Raw genomic sequence first — 12,654 nt, forward strand, 5'->3', positions numbered from 1 at the left:
GAGCGGATTTCCGGTGGATCGTCTATCGGACGCGCCAGGCCCAGGCGGCATCACCGCTGTCCATGCGGGAGGTCACTTCGAGCTTCAGATGGCGGTTGTGGACCGCGAGCGCGCCTTCCCAAAGGGCGTTCCAGGCGTCGAAGCAGGCAGGCGTGACGCCTTCCCTGCCCTCCATCATGCGCCATGTCGAAATCGATACCTCGGCGCCGTCCACATCTGCCTTGTCGCCGCCGGCATCGAGCATGGCGCCGAGATAGCGCGCGAAGGCGGCGGCGTCGTTTCGCGCGACGCCGATCAATGCGGAGGTCGCATCGTAGCATTGCATGCCGATCAGCCGGCCGGCTTCCCAACCGAGTTTCCGCGCCTCGTCCTCGCCGAAGAGCGAGACGGCGGCGGGCAGGATCGAGCGGATATATTGCACGGCGTAGTTGCGCTTCGCCTTGACCATGCGCTCTTCGGACCACTCGACATGGGGAAGTTTCGCAGGGTCGACATCCGGGCCGTTTTCCTCGAAGCGGAAGCGCAGGCGTTCATCCGCCGCCAGCGGGCGCTCCTCCTCGATGAAATAGCCTTCGAGGCAGGGGTCGATACGGGTGGTGATGTTGGTGCAGACGAAGCCGAGATTGGGATTGCCGAGCGTTACGCCGACCTGCGAATGGAAGGCACGCATGAAGGCGATGCTGGTTTCATTCGGTACCGCGCAGATCGCCGCGCCGTCCCAGATCCATCGCGGCGGCAGGTAGCGCACCCAGGCCTTGCGGTCGCTTTCAGGAATGAACTCGCATTTCACGCCGCCGACATGGTTTGCCAGATAGATATATTGCGCGCAGGCGACGGCGGGCGGCAGCTTGTCGAGGCCGAGATTTTTGTAGCCCGCCAGAAATTTCTCGCGGTGCTGCGCCTGAAAGGTACGGAAGTTGAGTTCGGTGCCCGCCGCCTCGCCCTTGAAGACGACGGCGCGCAGGATCAGCCCCGTCAGGTAACGCTGATGAAGCTCCGCGCTCGCACGCCAAGCGTTGAGTTCTCCTTCGCTGGCCGCTGCCATCCCGTCCTCCCTCACTTGTTCGGGGGGAGGATAGCGCAATCAGACGGCGGCGCTATAGGGCGGCGCGGGGTCGTACTCCATCAAGCGCTGCGTCAGGCGCGCATGGTCTTGCCCGTGCATCTGGCCGGTGAGCCAGAGCGCCATGTCGATGCCGGCCGAGACGCCGGCCGCGGTCACGACATTGCCGTCGCGGACATAGCGGATGTTTTCGAGCACTTCCAACGCTTCGCCACGCTGGCGGAGCTGCTCGATGAAACCCCAATGGGTGGTAACGCGCTTACCCCGCGCCGGACCGGCCGCACAGAGAAGCAGCGCGCCGGTGCAGACGCTTGTCACCCATTCGGCGGCGGCATGCTGTGCGATCCAGCCGAGCAGCTTTTCGTTCTCCGCCTCGCGGCGCGTGCCCTGCCCGCCTGGCACCAGCAGCAGATCGAGTTTCGGTGCATCGGTGATCGACACATGCGCCTCGACGCGCATGCCCTTGGCGCCGGTGACGGGACCGCCCGTCTCCGAAATCAGCAACACGGTGTCGGGATGCTCGCGACCCTCGAACCCATGGGCCTCGTTCGACATGGTGAAGACCTCATAGGGGCCGACGAAATCGAGTTCCTCGACGCCGTCGAAGATCAAGATGCCGATGGTGCGGTTCTTGGACATGGCGCGTTCTCCTCAGAGGGACGGCTGGGCGAAGCGCGGCGGTATCGAATTCATGCGCTCAAACAGGATCGATTCTTCGGCGACGCGGATTACCTCGCGGATCGGATCGGGCACCTCGTCGGGCGAGGCGTAGCTGAAGGGCGGATGGGGATAATACTCGATGCCGAGCTGGATGGTCTTCGCCGTGTCCTCGCCAGCGATGATGCGCGCGAGATAGAGCGCTCCGTCGATGCCGGCCGAGACGCCTGCCGTCGTCACGATCTTGCCATCGCGGCGATAGCGGTCGGGGACGACATGCGCACCGAAGGAGGCCACCGACTCGCGGGCGTAGTAGTTCGTCGTCACCGTCTTGCCCTTCAGGATGCCGGCGGCCGCGAGAATTTCCACGCCATTGCAAACACCGAAAGTCCAGCTGGAGGTTTCGTGAAGCCGGCGGACAAAGGCGAGCGTCGCCTCGTTGGTCATTTGCGGCCGTCCGCCCGGCCCGCCCGGCACATAGAGAATGTCGGTCGCCTCGACTTCCGAATAGTCACGCCATGCAGCCATGCCGCCGGAGCGGAGATCGTCGGCGATGATGGTTTTCCGTTCGGCGACGAATTCAACCTCGGCGCCCGGCAGCCAGCCGAGAACGGCATAGCCGCCGACCACGTCGAGCATGGTGAAGCCGTCATAGAGAAGAATGGAGATGCGCATTGATCGAGGTTCCCTGATTTGAAGGCGCGGGGTCGCGCCGGGCGGTGCGGAAGCGTTCGCGGTAGCGGCCGGGTGTCACACCCAGATGACGAATGAAGGCGCGGCGCATGCGCTCGGCGGCGCCGAAACCGGCATCGGCCGAAACGGCGTCGAGCGACAAATCGCTGCCGGCAAGGTGGCGGCAGGCCTCGTCAAGACGCGCGCGCTCGACGAATTGCGCGGGCGTGATACCGGTCTCTTCGGCGAAGCGGCGGGCAAAACTGCGTTCGCTCATGGCGGCGCGGGCGGCAAGCGCCGGCACCGAGAGATCGGCACGCGGATTTTCGATGACAAAAGCGCAGACGCGCGACAGGCGCGTGTCGGCAACGCGCTGGGCGGCAAGTTGCGCCGAGAATTGCGACTGGCCGCCGGGACGCATCAGGTACATCACATGATGACGGGCGATCAGCAGCGCCGCGTCGCGGCCGAGATCCTCCTCGATCAGTGCCAGCGCGAGGTCCATGCCCGCGGTGACGCCGGCCGATGTCCAGAACTTGCCGTCGCGCACATAGATCGCATCTTCTTCCACGGTCACGGCGGGGAAGCGCTGGCGCATGGCCGGCGCATATGCCCAATGCGTCGTGGCGCGGCGGCCGTCGAGAAGGCCAGCGGCAGCGAGGATGATGGCGCCGGTGCAGATCGAAACGACACGGGCAACCGGCCCGGCGGCCTTGCGGACAAAGCCGAGGAGCCGCTCGTCCTCCATCGCCGCGCGCGATCCGAGCCCGCCCGTCACCATCAAGGTGTCGAGTGTCGCGAGATCGGCCAATGTCAGGTCGCTTATCGCCCGGTCGGCATGCAACACCAGGCCGCTCGTCGTCGAGACGGGGCCGGGTTCGACCGAGACCAGTTCGACCGCATAGGCCGGGCGGCCATCAGGCAGCAGCGCCGTACTCAAAATCTGCAAGGGGCCGGCAATGTCGAGAATCTGGGCGTCGGCGTAGGCGAGCATCATCACCCGGCGGGGGACCTGGGTGGGATTGCGGGGACTTGATTTGGTGGCGCTGGTCATGGAGCCAGATTAAGCCCGGTACCTTCTGGCGGAAATGACAAATGACACGCATTTTCTGCCAAAGCAGCCAAAAGAAAGCCCCGTCTCTTTCAAGACGGGGCTTCCGTTTTCGTTCAGAGGGCGGCGATCAGGCGGCCGCCTTCTCCTTGTTAGGTGCGAAGCGGGTATAGAAGGTGTCGCCCTTTTCAGCCATGTCGCGCAGGAGCTTCGACGGCGTAAAGCGGGGCCCGTATTTCTGGGCCAGCTTGTCGCAAGCTTCGACAAACGCCTTCGCGCCAACCATGTCGATCAGCGACAAGGGACCGCCGGCCCAGGGCGCGAAGCCCCAGCCGAGGATGGCGCCGACATCGGCGTCGCGCACGTCGGTCACCACGCCTTCCTCGAAACAGCGCGCCGCTTCCAGCGCCTGGATGTAGAGGAAGCGGTTTTTCAACTCCTGCACATCGAGGTCGTCGGGGTCCTGGCTCTTGCCGACGAGATCGGCGAGGCCCGGCCAGAGCTTCTTCTTGCCGTCAGCGGGATAGTCATAAAAGCCCTTGCCCGCTTTCTTGCCGACGCGGCCGAGCTCGACGACCATCTTTTTCACCAGATCGTCGGCGGGCGAGCCGACATATTTGTCGCCGAGGTCCTTCTTGGTCTGCTCGCGCACCTTGTAGGCGAGGTCGAGCGAGACTTCGTCGTTCAAGGCCAGCGGCGCCATCGGCATGCCGGTCATGCGGCCGACATTCTCGATCATCGCCGGCGGCACACCCTCGCCCAGCATGGCGAGGCCTTCGCCGACATAGGTGCCGAAGCAGCGCGAGGTGTAGAAGCCTCTGGAGTCGTTGACGACGATCGGCGTCTTGCGGATCTGCTTCACATAGTCCATCGCCTTGGCGAGCGTTTCGTCGCTGGTCTTCTTGCCCATGATGATTTCGACAAGCTGCATCTTGTCGACCGGCGAGAAGAAATGGATGCCGATGAAGCTTTCGGGGTTGGCCGCGGCTTCGGCCAGACCCGTGATCGGCAGGGTCGAGGTGTTGGAGCCGTAGATGCCGCCTTTGGCCAGCATCGGCTCCGCCTTCTTCGTGACTTCCGCCTTGATGTCGCGGCTTTCGAAAACCGCTTCGATGACGAGATCGGCGCCTTTGAGGTCGTCGTAGTTCGTCGTCGGCTTGATCAGGCCGAGCAGCTTGTCGGCCTTTTCCTGCGTGGTCTTGCCGCGTTCGAGCGCCTTGGCCAGCAGCCTCTCGGAATAGGCCTTGCCCTTTTCGGCATTGGCCTGATCGGTGTCGAGAAGCACGACCTCCATGCCGGCCTGCGCCGACACATAAGCGATGCCGGCGCCCATCATGCCGGCGCCGAGAATGCCGAGCTTCTTGACCTGAAAGGGGGCGATGCCCGCCGGACGGCGCGCGCCTTTCGCCAGTTCCTGCATCGACAGGAAGAGCGAACGGATCATCGCCTTGGAGCGCGGGTCCATCAGCAGTTTGGTGAAGTAGCGCGTCTCGATGCGCAGACCCGCCTCGATCGGCACCTGCAGGCCTTCATAGACGCAGGACATGATGTATTTCTGCGCCGGGAAGTTGCCATGCGTCTGCTTGTGCAGCGTCGCATTGCCGATGGTGAAAACCTGGCCGCCGCCCTTCGAATGCGGATCGCCACCGGGCACCTTGTAGCCTTCGCGGTCCCAGGGCTGGATGGCGATGGCGTAGACTTCCGGACCCTTCTTGCCGAGCTTCACTTTCGGCTGAGCAAGACCTTCCTTCAGCCAGGTCTTGGCGGCCGAAACGAGTTCGCCGGCCGGCACGACCTTGTGAACGATGCCTGCCTTCAAGGCCTTTTGCGGATCGAGCGAGGTGCCTTGCAGGATCAGCGGCAAGGCTGCCTGCGCACCGATCAGGCGCGGCAGGCGCTGCGTGCCGCCGCCGCCGGGCAGGAGACCGACCTTGGCTTCGGGCAGACCGATCTGCGTTTTCGGATTGTCGGCGGCGACGCGGTAGTGGCAGGCGAGCGTCACTTCAAGACCGCCGCCCAGCGCTGTGCCGTTGATCGCGGCAACCACGGGCTTGCCGCAGGTTTCGAGCGAACGCAGCAGCATGTTGAATTTGAGGTTGCCCTCATACATCGCCTTGACGCGATCTTCCTGCGAGCCACCGCCGGAACCGCCACCGGCCTGACCGCCCATCATCGAGAGGTCGGCGCCAGCGCAGAAGGCGTCCTTGCCGGAGGTCAGGACGGCGCCCTTGATGGCGTCGTCGGACATGATCTTTTCGATGATCGATGCCATGTCACCCATCGAGCCTTGCGAAAGCACGTTCATCGAACGGCCGGGCATGTCCCATGTGATGAGGGCGATGCCGTCGGAATCGATTTCGAGTTTGAAGTTTTCATACGTGGTCATTGGGGCCTCACACGCGTTCGATGATGGTGGCGGTGCCCATGCCCGCGCCGACGCAGAGCGTGATGAGCGCGGTGTTGAGATCGCGGCGTTCGAGCTCGTCGAGCACGGTGCCGAGGATCATGCCGCCGGTGGCACCAAGCGGATGGCCCATGGCGATGGCACCGCCATTGACGTTCATTTTCTCATGCGGGATGTCGAGTGCCTGCATCATGCGCAACACGACGGAGGCGAAGGCTTCGTTCAACTCGTAGAGATCGATGTCCTCGGGCTTCATGCCGGCCTTGGCCAGCACCTTGCGCGAGACGTCGGCCGGGCCCGTCAACATGATGCAGGGCTCGGAGCCGATCGAGGCCATGGCGCGAATGCGGGCGCGGGGCTTCAGGCCCATCGCCTTGCCGGTCGGACCGTTGCCGACGAGGACCGCCGAGGCGCCGTCGACGATGCCCGACGAATTGCCGGCGTGATGGATGTGGATGATTTCTTCCACTTCCGGATAGCGGTCGAGCGCGACGCCGTCGAAGGCAAATTCACCGAGCGAGGCGAAAGACGCGGTGAGCGCCGCCAGCGACTGCATGGTCGCTTCGGGACGCATATGCTCGTCATGATCAAGAATGGTGAGGCCGTTGATGTCCTTCACCGGAATGACCGACTTGCTGAAATAACCCTTGTCCCAGGCGTGTTTGGCGCGCTTCTGGCTTTCGACCGCATAAGCGTCGACATCGGCGCGGGAAAAGCCGTATTTCGTGGCGACGAGATCGGCGCCGATGCCTTGCGGCGTGAAATAGGACTTGAACGCAACGTTAGGGTCGGACGACCACGCACCGCCCGACGCGCCCATGCCGACACGCGACATCGACTCAACGCCGCCGCCGATCGCCATGTCGGCTTCACCGGACATGACCTTGGCGGCCGCCATGTTGGTCGCTTCGAGGCCGGAGGCGCAGAAGCGGTTGATCTGTACGCCGGCGGTCGTCTGCGCATAGTCGGCATTCAACACTGCGATGCGGGCGATGTCGCCGCCCTGCTCGCCGACCGGATCGACGCAGCCGAGCACGACGTCGTCGACCTTCGAGGTGTCGAGGTTGTTGCGGTCGCGGATCGCCCTCAATGTCTGGCTCGAAAGCTCAAGCGCGGTCACTTCGTGGAGCGCGCCGTCCTTCTTACCCTTGCCGCGCGGCGTGCGCACGGCGTCATAGACGAAACATTCGGTCATTGTGTGTCTCCCTGGGGGAACGGTTCTTGTGTGTTGCGCGTTGCGGGAGGCCGGCACGTCAGAGCGTGCGGGCAACCAGCATTTTCATGATCTCGTTGGTGCCGCCATAGATCTTCTGGATGCGGGCATTCGTGTAGAGCTTCGCGATCGGATATTCCATCATGTAGCCATAGCCGCCGAAGAACTGCAGACAGGTATCGATGATTTCGTTTTCCTTCTGCGTGGTCCACCACTTGGCCATGGCGGCGGTCGTTGCGTCGAGCTTGCCGTCGAGAAGTTTGACGGCACAGTCATCGACAAAGACGCGGGCGATGGTCGCCTCGGTCTTGCATTCGGCGAGTTTGAACTGTGTGTTCTGGAAGTCGAGGATGCGCTGGCCGAAAGCGGTGCGCTCCTTCACGTAGTCGGTCGTGTATTTCAGTGCCATTTCCATCGCGACGCAGGCATTGACCGCGATGATGAGACGCTCCTGAGGCAACTGCTGCATCAACTGGAAGAAGCCCTTGCCCTCCTCGGTGCCGAGCAGGTTCGAGGTCGGCACTTTCACTTCATCGAAAAAGAGCTCGGATGTGTCCTGCGCCTTCTGGCCCATCTTCTTGAGGTTGCGACCGCGGCGGAAGCCTTCGGCCTCGTCGGTCTCGACCATGATCAGCGAGGTGCCCTTGGCGCCGCCGGCCGGATCGGTCTTGGCAACGACGCAGATCAGGTTTGCCTGCTGGCCGTTGGTGATGAAGGTCTTCTGGCCGTTGACCACATACTGGTTGCCGACCTTTTTCGCCGTCGTCTTGACGCCCTGCAGATCGGAGCCTGTGCCGGGCTCGGTCATGGCGATGGCGCCGACGATTTCGCCCGAGGCCATTTTCGGCAGCCACTTCTTCTTCTGCTCTTCGGTGCCGTAGGACTGGACATAATGCGCAACGATGCCCGAATGTACCGAATTGCCGAAACCGGAAATGCCGGCGCGGCCCTGTTCTTCGGCGATGACCATTTCATGCGCGAAGTTGCCGCCACCGCCGCCATATTCCTCCTTGATCGAGGCGCAGAGGATGCCGGCTTCGCCCGCCTTCAGCCACGCGTCGCGATCGACGCAGCCCTGGTCTTCCCAGCGCTCGACATGCGGCTGGAACTCCCGTTCGTAGAACTTGGCGACCGCACCCTGGAGGATTTCGAGTTCCTCGTTCAACCACGGCGATTTGTAACCGGCATTCAGACTCATTCGTCCAGCTCCCTGTCTTCGACACTCAAAATTCGTTGGCGGCCATTGCCATCACGGGGTCGGCGCCGTGGCGGATGCGCGCCAGATGCATCGCCGTTTCGGGCACGACATGCTCCATGTAGAAGCGGCCTGTCTTGATTTTCGTTTCGTACCAGGCCTTGTCGCCCTCACTTTGGGCGGCGAGCTTTTCCAGCGAGACTTTCGCCATCATCGCCCACATGAACGCAAGGCCGGTGACGCCGAAGAGATGCATGTAGGGCGTCGAGCCGGCGCCGGCGTGATCCGGGTTCTGCAGCGCGTTTTCCATGAACCACATGGTCGCTGCTTCGAGATCCTTGCGCGCGGCAGCCAGCGGATCGAGGAACGGCTTCAGATCGGCATTGCTCTTGTTGGCGGCGATGAAATCGTCAACCGCCTTGAAGAAGGCGAAGACCGCGCGGCCGCCATTCTGCGCCAGCTTGCGGCCGACGAGATCGAGCGCCTGCACGCCGTTGGCGCCTTCATAGATCATGGCGATGCGGGCATCGCGCACGAACTGGCCCATGCCCCATTCGTCGATATAGCCGTGGCCGCCATAGACCTGCTGCGCATCAACGGCATGGGCAAAGCCGCGATCGGTGAAATAGCCCTTCAGCACGGGGGTCAGCAGCGACATCATGTCGTCGCCGAATTCGCGCGTCTTTTCATCGTCCGACCTGTGCGAGAGATCGCCATGCAGCGCGGTCCAAACGAGCAGCGCACGCGCGCCCTCGTTGAAGGACTTGGCGTTGAGCAACATGCGGCGAATGTCGGGATGGACGATCAGCGGATCGGCAGGCTTGTCTTCGGCCTTGGGACCGGTCAGCGAGCGACCCTGCAAGCGCTCCAGCGCATAGGTGACCGCGTTCTGATAGGCGACTTCGGATTGCGAGAGGCCCTGCAGACCGACGCCGAGACGGGCCTCGTTCATCATCGTGAACATGGCGCGCAGGCCCTTGTGTTCCTCGCCGACCAGCCAGCCGAGCGCCTCATCGTAGTTCAGCACGCAGGTCGCATTGCCGTGAATGCCCATTTTCTCTTCCAGCGAACCGACCGAAACGCCATTGCGGTTGCCGAGCGACCCGTCTTCATTGACGAGATATTTCGGCACCAGGAAGAGCGAGATGCCCTTCACGCCCTGCGGCGCGCCTTCGATGCGGGCGAGTACGAGATGCAGGATGTTCTCGGCGAGATCGTGATCGCCGGCCGAAATGAAAATCTTCTGGCCGCTGATCTTGTAGGAACCGTCGCCGGCCGGCACAGCCTTGCTGCGCAACAGGCCGAGGTCGGTGCCGCAATGCGGCTCGGTCAGGTTCATCGTGCCGGTCCATTCGCCGGTCACGAGCTTCGGCAGGTATTTCTTTTTCTGCTCGTCGGTGCCGTGCTGCGAGAGTGCCGAGTAGGCGCCGTGGCTGAGGCCCGGATACATGCCGAAAGCCATGTTCGCGGATGAAACCATCTCGTTGAAAATGACACCGAGGGCGTTGGGAAGCCCTTGTCCGCCATAGGCCGTGTCGGCAACGAGCGCCGGCCAGCCGCCGTCGACCAGCAACTTGTAAGCGTCCTTGAAGCCCGTGGGCGTCGTCACCACGCCGTTTTCGAGCTTGCAGCCTTCGCGGTCGCCGATCTGGTTCAGCGGCTGCAGCACTTCCTCGGTGAGCTTGCCTGCTTCCTCGAGAATGGCGTCGACAAGATCGGCCGGCGCATCGGCGAAGCCCGGCAGGTCGCCATATTGCGAGAAGTCGAGCAACTCGTTCAGCAGAAAGCGGTATTCGCGCAGCGGCGCTTTGTAGGTCGGCATGGGTTTCCTCCGGCGGGGTTACGCGCTCATTTCAGGCGGGCGCGCCAAGGCTCAGACGATAGCCTTTTCCGGCTTTTTCGTCTTTGCCGCTTCGGAGGCAACAGGCTTCTTTTCGACCCTGCCGCGCTTTTCCTGGGCCGTGATCTGCGCCTCGAGACGCGCACAGCTGTCCGCCAGCGTCTTGATCTGGAGATCGATCTCGCGGCGCTGCTCCTGCAGGCTCTCGATGCGACGGCGGAACTTGGCGATCGCGACACGGTTCTGCGTCTCGCAGCCGTCTTCCTGGTCGTAATGGCTCAGGATTTCCTTGATTTCGGCCAGGGCCAGGCCGACGTTCTTGCCGCGCACGATCAATGTCAGGCGGGCGCGGTCGCGCGGATGATAGACGCGGGTCTGGCCGCGGCGCTCGGGCGCCAGCAAGCCCTTGTCCTCATAGAAACGGATGGCACGGGTCGTCAGGCCGAATTCCTCGGCAAGCTGGGTGATCGAGAAGGTCTCGCCGGCGATGTCGCGGGTATCGCGGCGCGACATCGCGGCCGTGCTGAGTAGCTGCTGGTCCATGAGATGATCGCTCCCTGAACGTGATATTTTTGGCTGTTTTCAGCCGATTTTCGATGCGGGCGGGACTCTAGTTGACGTTGACGTAAACGTCAATACGAGGTCCTCGCGGTCTCGACCTGCTAGGCTCGGCGCGATCAAAAGGAGGCCGAACATGCGCGGCACGTGGTTCCTGACGGCGACCGTTCTGGTGGCGATGCTTGCCGGCTGTGCGACCGGGACAGACCGGACGCCGCCGGTCAATGTCAGCACACGGTCGCTGCCCGCTGCTGCGAGCGCCGCCGCCGAGGCCGACACGCCGCTCGGCCGTGCGGTGATGACAGCTGTCAATGTCTGGCGCCAAGGCAAGGGTGAGAGCGCGCTGACGACCGATGCGGTGCTGCAACGCGCCGCTGCAGTCCATGCGGCCGATATGGTGCAGCGCGACTATTTCGGCCACCACAATCCCGATGGTCAGGGCCCGCGCGAACGGGTGCTGGCGGTCGATCCGGCTTTCAGCGCCAGCGTGTCGGAGAACATCCAAAGGCTGGATGGGGCCGCCTATACGGCCATGAGCGACGCGGCGCTGGCTGCGGTCATGGTCGAAAAATGGGCGCAGAGCCCGCAGCACCGGCGCATCATGCAGGCTGGCGCCGCCACACGCAGCGGCGTCGGCATCGCGCGGACGGGAACGCGCATCATTGCCGTGCAGGTCTTTGCCGGCAACTGATGCCGCGGGCGCGGCCATTGCCGGACAGCGCCGCCGGATGACATGCTTGCGGTGTCGAATCTCCGGGGAAGCAGCATCATGAAACGCAGACAATTCATCGGCGGCGCGGCGGCCGGCGCCCTTGCCATGCCAGCGCTGACGCGCCACGCACGCGCCGACAGCGCGATCGAATGGAAGATGGCCACGAGCTGGCCCAACGGCGCGCCGGGCGTCGGCGTCAATGCGCAGCGGCTGGCCGACCGGATCGGCGCGATGTCGGGCGGCAGGCTGACGGTGAAGCTGTTCGGTGCGGGCGAGCTTGTGCCGCCCTTCGAGGTCTTCGACGCCGTGTCGCAAGGGACCTGCGAAATGGGCCATGGCAGTCCCTATTACTGGCAGGGCAAGAATCCGGTCTTCCACTATTTCACCGGCGTCCCCTTCGGGTTGATGGCGCCGGAAATGGCCGGCTGGCTGCAGTTCGGCGGCGGTCAGGCGCTCTGGGAGGAGGCCTATGCGCCCTTTGGCGTCCTGCCCTTTTATGCCGGCTCGAGCGGTGTGCAGGCGGGCGGCTGGTTCGCACGCGAGATCAACACGCTCGACGATCTCCGGGGGCTCCGGTTCCGGATCGCAGGACTTGGCGGCGAAGTGATGCGGCGGCTTGGCGTCAGCGTCGTGCTGACACCGCCCGGCGAGATTTTCACGGCGATGAAGAACAACACGATCGATGCCGCCGAATGGGTGGGCCCGTGGAACGACATGGCCTTCGGACTCAACAAGGCCGCCCGCTACTACTACCTCCCGGCCTTTCACGAAGCAGGGCCCGCACTCGAGCTGATGGTCAACAAGGCGAAGTTCGAGGGGCTGGCGCCCGAGCTGCAGGAGATCGTGCGTGGCGCGGCCATGGCGAGCGCCGCCGAGACGCTCGCCGACTTCACCTTTCATAATGCCGATGCCTTTGCGCGGCTGGTGGCGGCCGGCGGAACCGAGATGCGGACATGGCCTGAACCCGTCGCGGCGGCCATGGCCGAAGCGGCGCGGGCGGTGCTCGCCGAGCTCGCACAAAGCAGCGATCTCGCGAGCCGGGTCGCCGCTTCCTACGGAAATGCCCTCGGCAAGGCCCGCGACTGGTCGAAATGGAGCGATGTGGCGATGCTGGCGCTCCGCAACGATCATTCCGTGGGCTGAGGCCAAATACCGAATTGGTGCAGCCGTTAACCCGGTCTTTACCTAGGTTGGCGCTTTATTACGGGAGTGACCGTCCCCGCGTGCAGACGCTGGCCGGTGCGAGCGCAACCGCTACAAGGTTTTGGGACAGCGCGCCTTCGTAATAC

The 12,654-nt window shown here is 63.7% G+C and carries 11 protein-coding genes; 2 read left to right on the top strand and 9 right to left on the bottom strand.

The window, feature by feature from the left end:
• Positions 1–22: 22 nt before the first annotated feature.
• The 9 genes from Q7V31_RS08530 to Q7V31_RS08570 all read right to left on the bottom strand — a co-directional run bounded on the left by Q7V31_RS08530 (position 23) and on the right by Q7V31_RS08570 (position 10,638).
• Positions 23–1,045: a hypothetical protein gene (locus Q7V31_RS08530; RefSeq protein WP_304733644.1), complete on the bottom strand. Its 1,023-nt coding sequence runs from the start codon at positions 1,043–1,045 to the stop codon at positions 23–25.
• A gap of 39 nt (positions 1,046–1,084) precedes the next feature.
• Positions 1,085–1,702 (bottom strand): DJ-1/PfpI family protein, encoded by a 618-nt coding sequence (locus Q7V31_RS08535; RefSeq protein WP_304733645.1) that lies wholly within the window; start codon positions 1,700–1,702, stop codon positions 1,085–1,087.
• 12 nt (positions 1,703–1,714) lie between these two features.
• The gene (locus tag Q7V31_RS08540) at positions 1,715–2,395 is read right to left on the bottom strand and encodes a DJ-1/PfpI family protein (protein ID WP_304733646.1); all 681 of its coding nucleotides are present in this window, start codon (positions 2,393–2,395) and stop codon (positions 1,715–1,717) included.
• A complete protein-coding gene (locus Q7V31_RS08545) occupies positions 2,370–3,446 on the bottom strand; it encodes a GlxA family transcriptional regulator (RefSeq protein ID WP_304733647.1) in 1,077 nt (358 codons plus the stop codon). Before Q7V31_RS08545 ends, Q7V31_RS08540 begins: the two co-directional genes overlap by 26 nt.
• A gap of 127 nt (positions 3,447–3,573) precedes the next feature.
• Complete coding sequence (locus Q7V31_RS08550) at positions 3,574–5,829, bottom strand: 3-hydroxyacyl-CoA dehydrogenase NAD-binding domain-containing protein (protein ID WP_304733648.1); 2,256 nt, start codon at positions 5,827–5,829, stop codon at positions 3,574–3,576.
• 7 nt (positions 5,830–5,836) lie between these two features.
• The gene (locus Q7V31_RS08555; RefSeq protein WP_304733649.1) at positions 5,837–7,042 is read right to left on the bottom strand and encodes an acetyl-CoA C-acetyltransferase; all 1,206 of its coding nucleotides are present in this window, start codon (positions 7,040–7,042) and stop codon (positions 5,837–5,839) included.
• Between the two features lie 58 nt (positions 7,043–7,100).
• Entirely contained in the window at positions 7,101–8,258 is a 1,158-nt protein-coding gene (locus tag Q7V31_RS08560) for an acyl-CoA dehydrogenase family protein (RefSeq protein ID WP_304733650.1), read from the bottom strand.
• Between the two features lie 25 nt (positions 8,259–8,283).
• The gene (locus tag Q7V31_RS08565; RefSeq protein WP_304733651.1) at positions 8,284–10,077 is read right to left on the bottom strand and encodes an acyl-CoA dehydrogenase C-terminal domain-containing protein; all 1,794 of its coding nucleotides are present in this window, start codon (positions 10,075–10,077) and stop codon (positions 8,284–8,286) included.
• Positions 10,078–10,128: 51 nt separating this feature from the next.
• Positions 10,129–10,638, bottom strand: coding sequence for a MerR family DNA-binding transcriptional regulator (locus tag Q7V31_RS08570; RefSeq protein WP_304733652.1), 510 nt, complete (start codon positions 10,636–10,638; stop codon positions 10,129–10,131).
• Positions 10,639–10,789: 151 nt separating this feature from the next.
• Here Q7V31_RS08570 and Q7V31_RS08575 point away from each other — a divergent pair, with 151 nt between their 5' ends.
• Together Q7V31_RS08575 and Q7V31_RS08580 are read left to right on the top strand one after the other, a co-directional pair.
• A complete protein-coding gene (locus Q7V31_RS08575; RefSeq protein ID WP_304733653.1) occupies positions 10,790–11,344 on the top strand; it encodes a CAP domain-containing protein in 555 nt (184 codons plus the stop codon).
• Positions 11,345–11,422: 78 nt separating this feature from the next.
• Positions 11,423–12,508: a TRAP transporter substrate-binding protein gene (locus tag Q7V31_RS08580; protein ID WP_304733654.1), complete on the top strand. Its 1,086-nt coding sequence runs from the start codon at positions 11,423–11,425 to the stop codon at positions 12,506–12,508.
• Positions 12,509–12,654 lie beyond the last annotated feature (146 nt).

Source organism: Parvibaculum sp. (assembly GCF_030651915.1).
Classification (GTDB): Bacteria; Pseudomonadota; Alphaproteobacteria; order Parvibaculales; family Parvibaculaceae; genus Parvibaculum.